Here is a 16,116-nt window from a genome sequence, read left to right as displayed (position 1 = left end):
GATGCTTCGCTCGGTCATTGGTCCATCAGCTCCTTGCGCAGGTCGGCCAGTCGGTGCAGGCCGGCGAGGATCGCCGCGCGGTCGAGGCCGAAGTCGACGAAGCAGGCGACCTCGTCACAGCCGAGATCACGCAGGTCGAGCAGGGACCGACGGCAGGTCTCCGGCGAACCGAGCAGGCTCCCCCAGCTCAGGTAGCGCTGTCGGGCGAACTCGACCAGCGAGTCGGTCTGCTGCGCGGTGAGTGCGGCGGCGCGGCCGTCACCCGCCCGGTTCGCAGCGGTCTGCGCCACGTACGACCGGAGATAGGCCCGGAGCGGCCCGCTCACCCGGCGCATCGCCTCGGCGTCGTCCACCCCGACGTACGTGTGCGCCATCAGTGTGACGGTGCCCCGGTCGGTGCTGCCCGGCTGTACGGGCGCGGCCTGGTACGCCTCCCGGTAGCGCCGGATCTTCTCCGCCAACTCCTCCCTGGTCTGCCCGATGGTGGCGCCGAGGACGTTGGTACGCAGCCGGCCCGCCGCCAGCCAGGTCTCCGGACTGCCCGAGGTGGTCATCCACAGTGGAAACCGAGGCGACACCGGCCGAGGCTGGGGTCGGACGGCCACCGGTCGGCCGGTGCCGTCGGGGAATTCGACCGCCTCGCCAGCCCAGAGGCGGCGCAGCAGCGGGATGTCAGCCAGGGCCCGCTGTCGCCGGTCGTGGTAGTGGTCGGGAGCCAGAACGAAGTCGGTGGAGTGCCAGCCGGTGGCCACGGAGACGCCGATCCGGCCCCGGGAGAGGTTGTCGACCACCGCCCAGTCCTCCACCACCCGGAGCGGGTGGTGCAGCGGGAGCACGACGCTCCCGGCCCGCACCTCGACCCGTTCGGTGGCGACGGCGATGGCCGCCGCCAGCACCGGTGGACTGGAGAACACCTGCCCGACCTGCTGGAAATGCCGTTCGGGCGTCCACACGGCGGTGAACCCGAGCGCGTCGGCGGCCCGGGCGATGGCCAGGATGTCGTCGTACTTGGCGACGTGGCTGGTGTCGCCGTCGGAGTCGTCGGCGCCGAAGAACATCACGCTGAGCTGCATGGGATCGGCTCACTCCTCACCGGCGGTGGGACCCGCGGGGCGGGCTCGCGGAATCCGGGGCAGGCGCGGGATCCCCGGTTCGGCCCGGGTCGACGCCTCGGCGAGGGCCCGGGCCAGCTCGGCGACGGTCGGCGCGGCGAAGACGGTGGCGGCGGTCGCCGGCAGCCGTTCCACCGTGGAGATCCGCGCGGCAACCCGTACCGCCCGCAGGGAGTTCCCGCCGAGGGTGAAGAAGTTGTCGTGTACGCCGACCCGCCGTACGCCCAGCGCGTCGGCCCAGATCTCGGCCAACCGCCGTTCCAGCCCGGTACGCGGAGCGACGTGACCGCCGGATCCGGGCGCCGGTCGGGGCGGCGTCACCGGTTCGGCTGTCCGGTTTGGCGGCTCCACCAGGGCGTCGAGGGCGGCGAGCCGGGTCTCGGGTGCGTCGGCCATCGCGTCGAGCACCCGTACCAGGGCGTCCACCAGCCACTGGATGGTGGACCGTTCGAACACGTCCGCCTGGTATTCGACGGTCACCGCGATCCCGGCCGGAACACCGCCCGGACCGTAGTCGTCGGTCACGTCCACCAGCAGTTCGAACCGGGCCGCGCCGGTGCGTACCACGTGCACGCTCGTCTCGACGCCGGGCAGCGAGAGGTCCGCCCGGGCGTTGTTCTGCAAGGCCAGCACGACATCGACCAGTGGATGCCGGCCGGGCGACCGGACCGGGTTGAGTTCCGCCACCACCTGCTCGAACGGCACGTCCTGGTGGGCGAAGGCCGCCACGTCGGCGTCCCGGACCCGGGCCAGCAACTCGTCCACCGCCGGGTCGCCGGAGAGGTCCGTACGCAGCACCAACATGTTCACGAAAAAGCCCACGACGTCGTTCGGGGCGACAGCGGTGCGGCCGGCGATCGGAGCGCCGACGGCGATGTCGTCGCCTGCGCCCGCGCGCCGGAGCACCACGGCGAGCGCCGCGTGCAGCACCATGAAGAGCGTGCCCCGGTGCCGCCGGGCCAGTTCGACGAGGCGGGCGTGTCGGGCCGCGTCCACGTCTCGGACGGCGGTCTCCGCCCGGGGCCCGGGTGCGGCGGGACGGTCCGGCCGCCGGGGCAGGGCCAGCCCGCCCGGCAGGTCGGCCAGCACCGACGTCCAGTAGTGGAGCTGCCGGCCGGCGACGCTGTCCGGGTCGGCCGGGTCGCCGAGCCGCTCGCGCTGGTCGAGTGCGACGTCGGCGTACCGGCCGGGGTTGGTCGGCGGCTCGGGTGCCGCGCCGACGCGCCGGGCGGCGTACCCGCGGGACAGGTCGCGCAGCAGTGGCGCCAGTGACCAGCCGTCCGCCGCGATCTGGTGCATCACCAGCAGCAGGGCGTGCCGGTGCGGGTCGGCGGCGTCGGTGAACAGCGCGGCCCGGAACGGGAGTTCGCCGCCCAGCTCGAACCGGTGCCGGGCGGCCCGGTCGACCTGTCCGGCCAGCTCGGCGTCGTCGACGACCCGCAGCACGGCGACGTCGGACCACGCCTGCCCGGCCGGCAGCACCCGCTGCTCCGGTTCGCCGTCCCGGGCGGTGAAGATCGTACGCAGCGCCTCGTGCCGGTCGACCAGGTCGTGCAGCGCGGCCCGCAGCGCCTCGGTGTCGACCTCACCCCGCAGCCGGATGAGGATCGGCATGTTGTACGCGATGCCCGCGTCGACCTGGTCGAGAAACCAGAGCCGCCGCTGCGGGTACGACAGCGGCAGTCCGCCCGGCGCCACCGAGTCCGGCGCCGGCGCCGGCGGTGTCCCGGTGACCACGGACCGGTCCGGTTCGGCCGAGGGCGCCGGCTCCGGCCGGCGGACATCGCCGAGTTGCCGGGCCAGTGCCGCCACGGTGGGAGTCTCGAACACCGCCCGTACGCCGATCCCGTCGCCCAGCACGGCGTGCACCCGGCTCAGCAGCCGGGCCACCCGCAGCGAGTCGCCCCCCAGGTCGAAGAAGTTGTCGTCGACACCGACCGACGGCACGCCGAGCACCTCGGCGAAGAGTTCACACAGCGCCTTCTCCCCCTCGGTACCGGGTGGACGCGACGCCCTGGGGCGTACCGTGTCGGCGGGACCCGGCTCCGGCAGGGCCGCCCGGTCGAGCTTCCCGTTCGCGGTCAGCGGCAGCGTGTCCACCGCGACGAACCCCGACGGCACCATGAAGTCGGGCAGCACGGCGGCAACCTGGGTACGCAGTTCGTCGGTGTCGGGGGCCCACTCCCGCCCGCCGCGCGGCACCACGTACGCCACCAGTTGCCGCTCGCCCTGCCCGTCCGGCGCGGCGACGACGGCGGCCCGCTCGACCGCGGGATGCTGGGCCAGCACCGCCTCGATCTCGGCCGGCTCGACGCGGAAGCCCCGGATCTTGACCTGGGCGTCCGCCCGGCCGACGAACTCCAGCCGGCCGTCCGCGTCCCGGCGGACCAGGTCCCCGGTCCGGTACATGCGCTCGCCCGGTGCCCCGAACGGGTCGGCGACGAACCGCTCCGCGGTCAGCCCGGTACGGCGCAGGTAGCCGTGGGCCAGGCCGACGCCGGCGACGTACAGTTCGCCGACCTCGCCGTCCGGCACCGCCCGCAGCCGCTCGTCGAGCAGGTACGCGTGCTTCGCCGCCAGCGGTCGGCCGATCGGCACCGAGGCCCGCGCCGCGTCCGCCCCGGTGACCGGGTGGGTGGTCACGAAGATCATCGCTTCGACCGGGCCGTAGCCGTTGCCGAGCCGCAGCCGGGGGAAGCGGTCCACCGCCCGGCCGACGTGCGCCGGTGAGAGCACCTCGCCGCCCACCAGCAGTTCGCGGACGCCGGCGAGCGCGGCCGGGTACGCGTCCACCACCACGTTGAACAGGCTGCTGGACAGGTACATCGTGGTGACGCCGTGCTGGGCGACCAGCTCCGCCATCACCACCGGATCCGGGCGCTGCCCGGGGTACAGCACGCAGGTGCCGCCGGAGAGCAGAGCGCCCCACAGCTCCAGCACGAACCCGTCCCAGGAGACCGGGGCGCACTGCAACCACACCGACTCGGGGCTGAACGTCAGGTAGTCCTGTCCGGTGAGGGTGCCGACGATCGCCCGATGTGGCGCCGCGACACCCTTGGGGCGGCCGGTGGAGCCGGAGGTGAACATCACGCAGGCCACGTCCCCGGGCCGGGCCCGACCTGCGCCCCGGGGCAGCAACCGTCCCGACCTCCGGTCCACCGGGACGGTCTGGGCCGGCACCCCGAGCCGGTGCGCCGTCGGGTCGCTGCCGACAAGCACCGCCGCTACGCCGGCATCCCCCGCCATGCCGCGCAGCCGGTCCGCCGGAAAGGCCGGGTCGAGCAGCAGGTATCCGGCGCCGGCCTTCAGGGCGGCGAGGACGGCGACCACCAGGTCGATGCCGCGCTCCAGGTGCACCCCGACCAGGTCGCCGCGCCGTACGCCGGTGTCCACCAGGCGCTGGGCCAGCCGGTCCGCGCGGGCGTCCAGCGCCGCGTAACTCACCGACTCCGGGCCGGACACCAGCGCCGTCGCCGTCGGGGTCCGCGCGACCCGCTCTTCGAACAACTCGTGTACGCAGCGGTCGGCCGCCGCCTCAAGCCCCACTCCCGGTCCCACCTCAGGAGCGCCCGGGGCAACTCGTCGGACATGGGTTCGGCTGGAACAGGTCGGTTCTCATGTCGGTACCTTTCTGAGTTCCTTCTCCTCGGCGACGCTGTCAAGGTCGGGAATCAGTACGTCGATGTCGCGCACAGTCCGGTTGGCCATCCCCCACACCGCGGCGGCGGTCCCGCACACCCCGGCGATCAGCAACATCGCCGCCATGCCGCTGCCCGGCCCGGTGCCGACCACCGGTTGGAGCAGTCCGACCAGTCCACTGCCGGCGGCCGCCTGCGGCTCGAAGACCCGGTCGGCGACCAGGCCCGCGAAGGCCATCGCCAACGGCGCGGAGATCTGGGACACGAACATCACCGCGCCGAACACCCGGCCCTGCCGGTCCGCCGGCACCTTGGTCTGGATCATCGCCTGCATCATGCCGTTGACGATCGGCATGAGCAGCGCGCCGACGAGGATGGCCGCGCACCAGGCGATCACGTCGCGCGCCGCCGCCATCACGATCTGAGAACTCAGGCACATGCCGACGACGCCCAGCATCATGCCCCGGATCCGCGACGTCGGCCCGCCCCACGCGCCGAGCAGCAGTCCACCGGCGATGCCGCCGATCCCGATGCTGCTCATGACGCTCGCCAGGGCGGAGGTGTCGTTGCCGGTCCGGGCCAGGATCATCGGCTGCACGATGGCGTAGCCGAAGACCATCACCAGGTTGACCACGAAGACGACCAGCATCAGGCCGCGCAGGCTGGGCCGGGCGAACAGGTAGCGCAGGCCCTCCAGCGAGTCGGCGGCGAGTTTGCGGCGCGGTCCGGCGGCGGACGCGTCGCGGGGCGGTTCGGTGAGGCGTACCACCTGGACGGAGATGAGCGCGAGCAGGAAGCTGACCAGGTCCACCACCAGGATCACCCCGAGCCCGGAGGTCGCGACCAGCACACCGGCCAGGGCCGGTCCGCAGATCTCCGCAGTGCTCCGGGCCGTGCCCAGCAGGCCGTTGGCGCGCTGGAGCTGGTGCTTGGCCACCAGCAGCGGAACCGCCGAGGACAGCGCCGGATACTGGAACGCGGCGGCCGTGCCGAGGAGCGCGACCGCCAGGTAGATCTGCCAGAGCCGCAGCCCCCCCGAAAAGTAGACGGCCGACAGCGCACCCACCGTGAGCAGCCCACCGATGTCCGCGAGTTGCAGCGCGGTCCGCTTGCGACACCGGTCCACCAGCGCGCCCGCGGTGGGACTCAACAGCACCTGTGGCAGCACCGCGCAGAGGGAGAGCAGGACGACCCGGGTCACCTGCTCCCCGGCGGCCCAGGCGTGGACCACGAAGGCGAACCGGAGCACGGAGTTGCCGATCAGCGTAACGAGCTGCCCGGACCAGATGACTCCGAACCCCCGCATAACCGGTCTCAGCTCCTCCGCCGCCGTTGGTCCCCCCGACCAGGCTGGCATTCGCCAGGCTAACCAGGTGCGTTGCATCGGTCAATATCAACTAATCGATCCACCTCGCCGCATCCCGACCCGCGTCGGGGTGGCGGTCCCGCCGAGCGAGAACCAGCGCCGACTCGGGACGAGGTACTCAGACCCGGGTGATCCGGACCGCGTCGGCGATGACGTAGCCGGTGCCGGACGTCCAGCGACTCACCCCCACCTTGTCCCCGTCACCAGCCGCCAGCGCGAAGACGCCAAGCGACACCCAACCGCCGCCACTGACCCGCTGGTTCACCCGCACCGTCTGATTACCACCGGTGGTAGCCACAACGAACGGGGTCGAATCGTTGTAGTCCGGATTGCCGGGTACCAAACGGAAACCTCATAACTGGCGGTCTCCGGAACACTCACCTTGAACCAGGCAACATCGCTGGCCAGAACCGGATCCGCGAACCGGTAGTCACCGCCGTACCGCTGACTCGAATAGGCCGACGTACCCCAGTCCGCACTCGCGGTGAACCGGCCCGCCGTCGCATTGTCCACAATCGCACTCCAGACCGGCGGCGCCCCACCACCACCGTCGACTGCGACGTCGAGATAGTTGCGGTCGATCCGCATCCGCACGCCACCCCAGGTCTCGTAGACATCACCAGCGTACTGATGCAGCCGCTGACGATCGGCGTAATACCCCGCTGGACAGTACGGACCAGCATCGAGATCCGCCGCGTCGTTCCACCACGCGAACCAGAGCTGATCCACCCGCGTGTAGGCCGGGTCGTTGTACGCACCACACAGGTCCGCGACCCCCGACGAACCACTGGAGTACATCCCCGACAGGTAACCGAGCGCGTGCAACCGCTCAGTCCAACCAGACAGGTACGACAGCACCGCAGCCCTACACGCCGCGTTCGACGGATAATGCTCGATATCGTTGTAGATCGTGCTGCCGGCGACAATGCCGAGAGCCCGCGCCGCGTCCACCGCACTGGACGCCCGACTGGCCCCCTGGGACCGCGCCGTGGCCGGATCGCTGGACATCTTCGGCGTCCGAGTACCACACGGAGCCTGCCGGTCAAGCTCGATCGGAATCAACCGCCAACCATTGCTGGTCTGGTTGCTCACCCAGGTCGCCGTCAGGTTCGGCTGGGAACACGAGCGACTCGCACCACTGATGTAGACCCCGACCGCCCGGTACGGCGAACTCGCCCGCCACGTGTTCATGACCGACTGCGACGGCGCCGCACACGTATCAAAACCCCGACCGACGAACGTGCCCGGCTGCGGCCCGGCCGCCACCAGCGAGGGCGCCCCGACGACCGGCCGCGACGCCGGGGCGGCGGGGTTGTCTGCGAGGGTCGCCCGCGCCGGCCCGATGGCCACCGCCGTACCGGCGACCGCCAGCACGAGGCAGGCCAGACCGGCCATGACCCGTCTCATCCAGACCTCCATTGGAGGAATTTTTACTAGCAATGAAGACACCTGGCAGATTCCTACCATGTATCGACGCGCGCCGCTAGCTCGATCTTGAAACCGACGTCCGGCGCTCAAGATGGCGGATGCCCGGAGGTCCAGCTCGGCCATCAGCTCACCGGTCGGCTCGACCACCCGGGACGGCAGCTCGACCAGTCGGTCCGCCTCGGCCAAGGCTCGCCACCGAACCCCGTCCGGCCAGTCCCCCGCCCAGCTCCCGCCACAAACCGCAGCCCACCCACAACAGCGGTGGCCGTCACCCACGGAGACGCCGGCGCGGCGTGCAGCCACCCGGATAGCGAGCCGCGGCCAAGACTCACGGTCGTGCCTGCGCGGATCACCTCGCTGTGGTACTCCACCCGGGCCAACGACGGTTCGAGTCGCCGTGCGACGAGCTGTTCGGGCTTCTGTAATGAACGATCGTCTCTCTGGGCCAGGACGTCTCGCTTGCCCACCGGTCCAGAAACGAGGAGTTGTCAATCGGCTACCGACCGTCGAGCATAGATGGAGGCGACTGACCCAGGGCGAAGCTGGCAGGGGCGGACTCATGGTCACGTACATGCCCATCCTCAAAGGCCGGGAAGGCGAGTTCAGGGCGTTCGCACACCTGCCCGCTACTCTGGTGTGGCACATCTTGCCGATCTTTGAGGTAATCCCAACCGCCAACGGCCCGACCAAGGATGCCTACCGATTCGGCAACCAGGTACGCGAGTCGGTGCCTGCCGATCTGACGATCGCGGTTGATGTTCGGCATCTCGCCGATCCAAGCCAGGGCGTGCGTCGGCCAATGCGCGACATCGCCGACGACCTCGCGGCCTGGGGAATCCCGATGCTGCCAGTCCTCCACCTGTACGACACCGCAGCACGGCTGGCCGACGTCCGGCACGCGGCCGACCTCCATGGTGGCCATACGATTCTCCGGCTGGGCAGCGACACCCGCGACCCGGACGACGAGGAGGCCGAGGAGGCGTTGGATCGGCTTCGTCATCAGATCGGCCTGACCATCGAGCATTGCCACCTGATCCTTGACGTGTTCGAGGTGCGATCCGAACGCGACCTGACCAGAGTCGAACCGGTCGTCCGCAAATGCGTATCCTGGGCTCAGCGCTACCCTTGGCGTTCGGTCACGGTCGCCGCCGGCGCCATGCCGCAGAGCATCTCGCACCTCCCGGTCCATACGCCCACACCGCTACGGCGCTGGGACCTGCAGCTGTGGCAGCGCGTGCAGGACCTCGGCATCCAGTACGCGGACTACGGCATCGCCCACCCGGGGACGACCGGAGCGGCCTGGCGACCTATGCCCAGTCTGCGCTACACCGACGACGAGCTGTGGTGGATCTACCGTTGGCCACAGAACGAGGCCGACAGACCCGCGATGTATGACCTGTGCAAGGCACTGGTGGCCTCCGACCACTGGCCTCCACAAGGACGAGACTTTTCCTGGGGAGATCACCAGATCGCCGCGCGGGCTGACGGCGTCGGCGGGCCCGGCAACGCCGCGAATTGGCGCGCCTGGACCACCTCGCACCACCTCGCACAGGTCATAGATCAACTGGGCAGATCCGGATATACCGACCTCCGCTCCAACCCCTGACCTCGCAGCAACGGCGCCCCTCCCGGTTTGGTCGGCAACCGGGGGCACGGTAGCGACGACGACCACCTCGGCCCGGGGCGAACCGACGGCGTTGAGGTCGGTCACGCCCTCGCTGCTCCCAATACGCCTCGCGCGAGGAACGCGGAATCCTTTGGACGACCTGCGGTGCCGAATTCCGGATCGCTGGCACTGAGGCCGTTGTCCGTGATGACGTGGCCCCAAGCCGGGGCGCGGACCGGCAGGACCGGCACCCCTTGCGCATCCGGCAATGAGGCTCTCCGCGTCGAGGCGGGCCCTGTCCGGTATAGACATCGATGCTCTGCATGGTCGGACGCTGTTGTTACCGGCGGCGCCGTTGGGCTGGCCGACAGTTCGGTCAGGGAGCAGCACCCAGGGTTGGATCGGTGTCCCAGCGGAGTGGCCCGGCTGTGCGGCGCCGGTGGCTGCTTGAGCAGGATGGCCAGGTTTGTCGCGATGATCGGTTCGTGGCGGTCGAGATGAGAGGGGTTTCGGTTTCCGCCGGCTGATTGGGGCATACGCGGTCGTTCGTGGAGTTGGTGCCGGGACACCGCTCCCGCAACAGCCAATCGCACCTCCTCGTTCGAGTCGACGGCTCGGGCACGGGCGGCTTGGGGCCACGGCGAAACGACTCGCGCCGCAGCCCGCGCCGCAGCTTTCCCTTGATGTTGCCCCACACTCCCGGCCAGGCAACGGGGCGCGGCGGCACGGACCCGTGCGGCACGTCGGCGCCCTCACTGAGGTGCGCGGCGGCAGCGAGGCTCTGGGTCTGATGGCATACCCGGAGCTCAAAGGCGATGGGACAAGAGCATGCCAGGAAACCGGCGGTCATGGGCAGGCGTCTGACGTGACGCGTCGTGGGACCCGCGCGATATGGCGAAGGCTGGACTGCTTGAAACCCAATCTCCAGACGATGAAAAGTACCATCCGCCGGAAATGACGCCTCGAACCGCCGCGCCCAGCCCTGGATTTACAGCGCGGTCAGGGCAACCTCCGGGGCGCACGGCGATGCCCAGCGAGGGCATTCAAGGAGATGAGTGAGTCGTATACGTCGTGCTGTCACGTGCAACAGAGACGAACGCGGGATCGCCTACGGGGTGCGAGCCCTACGGCGACGGAGCGCTCGTAGTAGTCGCCGGGGTCACGTCCGGCCGAGGGGGACGGGAAAGCCGTCCCGAGGGCGAAGGAACGCAGGTAATCGGACACCACAGGGATGGGAGGTATGCGAAATGCAGAGCCCAGGCGAGTACACGCGGGCGTGCCGGCCGGTGGGAATCGCCCACCGACCGGCACGCTGTAAGCGCGTTGGTTCGGGTTGGTTGTTAGTTGCCGATGCTGGCCTGCGGGCCGGCGTACGTGCGCAGCATCGCCGGTACGTCCTCGGCGTCGTGCAGGGTGTAGGAGTAGAAGCTGCGCGGGTCGAAGGCGGTTCCCTTCTCCTTGACCTTCCCGTCGCCCCAGCTGCTGTTGACGAGGATGTTGCCGCGCTGGACGAGTTCGCCCGCTTCGACGTAGTAGGGGTCCTTGACGGTGTCGAAGTAGCTGTTCTCGACGACGGCCTTGGTCAGTCCGCGCACGAAGTGGCCGTTCCCGGTGTTCTGCAGGTAGTTGTTGTAGAAGTGGATGTTCGCCAGGTTATCCGCGCTGGGGTTGCGGGTTCTGGTGTTCTGGAACCAGTTGTGGTGGACGGTCATCTGCGCCGTGACGTTGTCGGTCCAGCCGATACCGAAGGTCTTGTTGTTGGTGTCGAAGTGGTTCCACGACACGGTGATCTTGGTGGTGTCCTTGCGGCTGTCCAGCAGGCCGTCGTTCATCCGGGACAGCCGGTTGTGGTCGATCCAGATACGCTCGGCCGTGTCGATCTGGATCGCGTCGTAGTCGTAGCTGTCGTCACCGGGGTCGTCGTCGGGCATGAGGGTGTCACGGATGGTCAGGTTGCGGATGATCACGTTGCTGACCCCCGCCCTGAGGAAGAAGCCCCCGCCGACGATGTGGCCGCTGGTGCCCACCCCGATGATGGTCTTGTTGGAGGCAACCCGCAGTTCGGTGCCCTTCGGGCTGATGTTGATCGTGCCGGCGACCCGGATGACGTAGGGCTCGGTGGCCGTCACGTACTGGTCGAGTTGGGCCTGGTTGGTGACAGTGACGGTCTGGCCGCCGGCGCCGCCGGTTACCCCACGGGCAAAGCCATCCGGAACGTTGGAGTAGGGCACGCCGCCCGGTGGCGGGCTCGTGGGTGGTTCGCTGGTCGGGGGTGTGGTGGGTGTGGTGCCGCTGTTGGTGACGGTGATGTCGTCGAAGGCGGCTGCGGAGTAGCCGGTTTGCAGTCCGATTCGGCCGGTGCTGACGAGTGTGCTGGTGCCCTGTCCGATTGTGTTGCCGTCGATGTTGCCGCGGATGGTGTTGCCGTCTACCTGGATGGACAGTGTGTACCAGGTACCGGTGGTGATGGTGCGGGAGGCGCTGGCCAGGACGGTGGTGGTGCTGCCGTCGACGGCCTGTAGCTGTACTTGGTTTCCGGGTAGCAGGGCTAGTCGGTAGTACCTGGTGGATCCGGTGGCGCGGGCGAGGAGGCTGGCGTGGCCGCCGGAGCCGAGGCTGATCGGTTTGACCCGGGCCTGGACGGTGTATGCGGTCCAGTTGGTGTCGCCGGCGAAGTAGCGGGCGTTGCCGGTGGTGGTGCTGGATTGCCGTACCACCTGGGAGCCGTCGGTGACGACGCTCCAGGTGCCTCCGGACTTTGACCAGCCGGTGGTGTCTCCGTCCTGGAAGTCGTCGCTGAAGACGGTGGCGGCGTTGGCCGGCGTTACCAGCACGGTGGCGGTGAGCACCGCCAGTGGCAGCGTCGTCGCCGCTGCCACGAGCGCTGCGAGCCGGCGGCGACGTGAGCGTGGGGGCGTTCTCACGGTGTGTTGTTCCTTCCTGTGGGGGTTATCTGGTGGTGCTGGTGGTGCCGTGGGGTTTAGTGCGGGGTGGGGTTCCAGCCGTCGTCGCCGGCGAGGTAGTGCCGGACCGTGTAGGTGGTGGCCTGTTCGTCGGTGAGCTGGGGCCGGTTGTCGTTGCTGCCGGCGCCTGGCCGGTGTTGCGGTACTCGAGGAAGCGGGCGCCGGTCCACGGGTTGCCGGACATGTCGGTCCACGGCTGAGCAACGGCGATATGCCGACTGGATCAGCCGCCGTCGTGGCGCTCGACCTGGTGGGGCGCGGTTCCCGGCGCGGCCCTCGACCGTGGATGGCCGTGGGGCACCACTGTAGGGAGGGCACAGATTACAGTCAATGGCTTTCGGTAATCTCGCAGCAGGTTTATTTCATGGATTGACGTAACTGGAAACTCGGTCGTAACCTGTCCGGCAACGTCGGGCCGCGTGCCCGAGCCGTCGACTCGAACGAGGAGGTGCGATTGGCTGTTGCGGGAGCGGTGTCCCGGCACCAACTCCACGACGACCGTGATGGACCGAGTCGTACTCGCTGACGTCCCGGCGCTCACGCGTGTAGTAAGCGGGCGTCGCCAGTGGACAGCATCCGTCCGCCGCTGCCAATGGCAGCGGCCCCCGTCAACACCCAGCCCGGGTGTCCCGCTCGACCATTGCCCGTTCGGGCAGGTCGAGGCGCGGCCGCTCGTGGTCTGGCCTTGGAGATCACTACCGACTGTGTGTCGTGACGCCGGTTCGCCGGCATTTTCGTGAAGGGACTGCAATCCCCGATGACCGATCGACCTTCAAGAGTTGCTCCGATGCAGGTGAGCCGCCGGGATCTGATGAGGATGGCCGGTCTTACCGGCCTCGGCTTGGGCCTGGCCGCGTGCGGCCGAGGTTTCGGCGGCGGTGACGACGAGCCCGAAGGTGGTGCCGTCCAGCTGAACATGGTGTGGTGGGGCGACGTCCAACGCGCCGAGAAGACGCAGGCCGCCCTGAACGTCTTCCAGAGCAAGAACCCTGGTGTCACTGTCAAGATCGAGTACCAGGACAGTGGGCCATACAAGGACAAGCTGGCCACCAGGTTCGCGGCGGGCGACCCGCCGGACGTGATGGCGATGCGGATGGACAGCCTGCGCGAGTACGCCGACCGCGGCGCGCTGCTCGACCTGGGGCAGCACGCCAGCGCGGTGGACCTGTCCGGTCTGAGCGAGAGCGCCCGAACGCTGGCCACGGTGGGCGACAAGACGTACGGGGTACCGGCCGGCCTGAACGCGATCGGCTTCGTCGTCAACAAGACCCTCACCGACAAGTACGGCGTGACGATCCCGGACGGCAACACGTGGAGTTGGGACGACCTGTCCACGTTCGCGCAGGCGATTACCAAGGCCAGTGGCAAGAAGGTGTACGGCACCCATTTCGACCACGCGACCCTGGCAAACCTCATCATGTTCACCCGCCAGCAGGGTGAGGACTTCTACACCGCCGACGGCGCGCTGGGCGCGAGTGAGGCCACCGTCGCCGCCTGGTTCGACCTGGGCAACCAGCTGCGCGCCGTCGGCGGCTTCCCGCCGGCCGGGTTCATCGAGGACGTGGGCTCGTCCGCCGCGCAGTCCTACCTGGCCAAGCGCTCGATCGCGTCGCAGATCATCCCGACGAACAACTTCCTGTCGTACAACGAGGCGGCCGGCGGCGAGCTGGTGTTGCTGCGCATGCCGGGAGAAACGCAGGGCAAGCGGCGTGGGCAGTCCGTCGACTGCCCGCACCTGTGGTCGATCGCGGCCGCCTCCAAGCACAAGGATGAGGCGCTGAAACTGCTCAACTTCCTGGTCAACGACATCGAGGCGTCCAAGGCCACCGGCACCACCCGTGGAGTGCCGCCCAATTCAAAGATCGCCGAGGAGCTCAAGCCCACGCTCAAACCGGAAGACCGGGTCGCCACCGAGTACCTGGCGGGCCTGCAGAAGGAGAGCCTGCCCCGCTCCTACACGTACCCGCCGGGTTCCAGCAAGATCCAGTCGAGCCTGGAGTCGCTCGCCACGGAGGTCGAGTTCAAGCGGCAAACGCCGCAACAGGCCGCCAAGGCGTTCATCGACGCTGGCCGGAAGGCACTCGGCAAGTGACGAGGGCATCCCTGCTCTGGACCGGTCGACCGTGAGCACGACAACACGCGCAACTGCCGGGTCGGCGGTACCCGCCGACCCGGCCCCGCGAACCGCGCCGCCACCTCGGCCGGCCAGGCGGCGCAAGGACCGGGCCGGCTATCTGTTTCTGCTGCCGTGGTTCATCGGGATGCTCTTCACCGTCATCCCGTTCTTTGCCTCCCTGTACCTGGCGTTCACCGACTACAACCTGCTCAACACTCCAGGGTGGATCGGCCTGGACAACTTCCAGGAGATGCTCAACGACCCGCTGTTGCGCCAGTCGCTGAAGGTCACGTTCATCTACACCTTCGTGTCCGTACCGCTGTCACTGGTCGTGGCGCTGGTCGTGGCGATGATGCTCAACCACGGCATCAAGGGCCTGCCGATCTACCGGGCGATCTTCTACCTGCCGTCGCTGCTCGGCGGCAGTGTCGCGATCGTCCTGTTGTGGAAGTACATCTTCGGCTTCGATGGCATCGTCAACGGCTTCCTGGGCTGGTTTGGCATCGACGGCCCAGGCTGGACGACCGACCCGGACCACGCGCTGACCACGCTGATCATCCTGCACATCTGGACCTTCGGCTCGCCGATGGTCATCTTCCTCGCCGGGCTGCGGCAGATACCCACGATGTACTACGAGGCCGCCGCCATGGACGGAGCCACGAAATGGCGCCAGTTTCGCTCCGTCACGCTGCCGCTGCTGAGTCCGATCATCTTCTTCAACCTGATCCAGTCCCTGATCACGTCATTCCAGACGTTCACCCAGGGGTTCATCATGAGCGGCGGCACCGGCGGACCGGCGGGCTCCACGATGTTCTACAACCTGTACCTGTACCAGCAGGGATTTTCCCAGTTCAACATGGGTTACGCGTCGGCGATGGCCTGGGTACTGCTGATCATCATCGCCGCGTTCACCGCGTTGAACTTCCTCGTCGCCAAGTACTGGGTCTTCTACGAGAACTGAGGTCCAGCGATGTCGCTCGCCACCCAGGCCCCGCCGCCCGTCGCGCCGGCACGCCCCGACGACGACGGTCCCGTCGGACGTACCGGCCGCAGCCGCCGGTCCCGGTTCACCCGGCACGTGCTGCTCTGCCTCGTCGGCGCGGTGATGATGTATCCGCTGCTGTGGCTGGTCTCCAGTTCCCTCAAGCCCAACGGCATCATCTTCACCGACCTGTCGCTGTGGCCGGCGCGGTGGGACCTGAGCAACTATCCGGAGGGCTGGACAGCCCTGGAACACCCGTTCAGCCTCTACCTGGTCAACTCGCTGGTGATCGTGGTGCTGAGCATCGTGGGGAACCTGGTGTCCTGCTCGCTGGCCGCGTACGGCTTCGCGCGGCTGAACTTCACCGGACGCAAGCTCTTCTTCGCCCTGATGCTCGGCACCATGATGCTGCCCGGGCACGTGCTGCTGGTCCCGCAGTACATCGTCTTCGCCAAGCTGGACTGGATCAACACCTACTATCCGTTGCTGGTACCCAACTTCCTGGCCACCAACGCGTTCTACATCTTCCTGATGGTGCAGTTCATGCGGGCACTGCCCCGGGAACTCGACGACGCCGCACGCATCGACGGCTGCGGACCGTTCCGCACCTTCTGGAGCATCATCATGCCGCTCAGTCTGCCCGCGTTCGCGACCACCGCGATCTTCACGTTCATCTCGGTGTGGAACGAGTTCTTCGGCCCACTGATCTACCTGACCGACTCCGAGCTGTACACGGTGCCGCTGGCGCTGCGGCAGTTCATCGACTCCGAGGGCCAGTCCCAGTGGGGACAGATGTTCGCCATGTCGTTCCTGTCCCTCGCCCCGGTCATCGGGTTCTTCATCGCCGGCCAGAAATACCTCATCAAGGGCATCGCCACCACGGGCCTGAAATAGCGCCCAACTTC

The 16,116-nt window shown here is 68.7% G+C and carries 9 protein-coding genes and 1 pseudogene; 4 read left to right on the top strand and 6 right to left on the bottom strand.

The genetic code is table 11. From position 1 onward, the window contains the following. Positions 1 to 14: 14 nt before the first annotated feature. The 4 genes and pseudogenes from AAH979_RS33930 to AAH979_RS33915 form a co-directional block, all read right to left on the bottom strand. A complete protein-coding gene (locus AAH979_RS33930; RefSeq protein ID WP_346262215.1) occupies positions 15 to 1,073 on the bottom strand; it encodes a MupA/Atu3671 family FMN-dependent luciferase-like monooxygenase in 1,059 nt (352 codons plus the stop codon). 9 nt (positions 1,074 to 1,082) lie between these two features. After that, complete coding sequence (locus AAH979_RS33925; RefSeq protein WP_346262214.1) at positions 1,083 to 4,658, bottom strand: amino acid adenylation domain-containing protein; 3,576 nt, start codon at positions 4,656 to 4,658, stop codon at positions 1,083 to 1,085. 69 nt (positions 4,659 to 4,727) lie between these two features. Beyond that, complete coding sequence (locus AAH979_RS33920; protein ID WP_346262213.1) at positions 4,728 to 6,056, bottom strand: MFS transporter; 1,329 nt, start codon at positions 6,054 to 6,056, stop codon at positions 4,728 to 4,730. 178 nt (positions 6,057 to 6,234) lie between these two features. Beyond that, positions 6,235 to 7,523, bottom strand: a pseudogene (locus AAH979_RS33915) (glycoside hydrolase domain-containing protein). Positions 7,524 to 8,115: 592 nt separating this feature from the next. Here AAH979_RS33915 and AAH979_RS33910 point away from each other — a divergent pair. Beyond that, positions 8,116 to 9,150 (top strand): beta family protein, encoded by a 1,035-nt coding sequence (locus AAH979_RS33910; RefSeq protein ID WP_346262212.1) that lies wholly within the window; start codon positions 8,116 to 8,118, stop codon positions 9,148 to 9,150. Between the two features lie 1,340 nt (positions 9,151 to 10,490). Here AAH979_RS33910 and AAH979_RS33905 read toward each other — a convergent pair. Together AAH979_RS33905 and AAH979_RS33900 are read right to left on the bottom strand one after the other, a co-directional pair. After that, on the bottom strand, positions 10,491 to 12,074 hold the full coding sequence (locus AAH979_RS33905; protein ID WP_346262211.1) for a family 16 glycoside hydrolase: 1,584 nt from the start codon (positions 12,072 to 12,074) through the stop codon (positions 10,491 to 10,493). Between the two features lie 56 nt (positions 12,075 to 12,130). Continuing rightward, a complete protein-coding gene (locus AAH979_RS33900; protein ID WP_346262210.1) occupies positions 12,131 to 12,283 on the bottom strand; it encodes a hypothetical protein in 153 nt (50 codons plus the stop codon). Positions 12,284 to 12,900: 617 nt separating this feature from the next. Between AAH979_RS33900 and AAH979_RS33895 the strand changes: the two genes are divergently transcribed. Genes AAH979_RS33895 through AAH979_RS33885 form a run of 3 tightly spaced genes read left to right on the top strand, consistent with a single transcriptional unit; the run spans position 12,901 to position 16,105 of the window. Then, on the top strand, positions 12,901 to 14,205 hold the full coding sequence (locus AAH979_RS33895) for an extracellular solute-binding protein (protein ID WP_346262209.1): 1,305 nt from the start codon (positions 12,901 to 12,903) through the stop codon (positions 14,203 to 14,205). Positions 14,206 to 14,236: 31 nt separating this feature from the next. Next, entirely contained in the window at positions 14,237 to 15,190 is a 954-nt protein-coding gene (locus tag AAH979_RS33890) for a sugar ABC transporter permease (protein WP_346262208.1), read from the top strand. 9 nt (positions 15,191 to 15,199) lie between these two features. Next, complete coding sequence (locus AAH979_RS33885; RefSeq protein ID WP_346262207.1) at positions 15,200 to 16,105, top strand: carbohydrate ABC transporter permease; 906 nt, start codon at positions 15,200 to 15,202, stop codon at positions 16,103 to 16,105. The last annotated feature ends 11 nt before the right edge of the window (positions 16,106 to 16,116 follow it).

This window comes from Plantactinospora sp. ZYX-F-223, from assembly GCF_039649625.1.
Lineage (GTDB): Bacteria > Actinomycetota > Actinomycetes > Mycobacteriales > Micromonosporaceae > Plantactinospora.
This window is presented reverse-complemented; position numbering and strand designations above follow the sequence as displayed.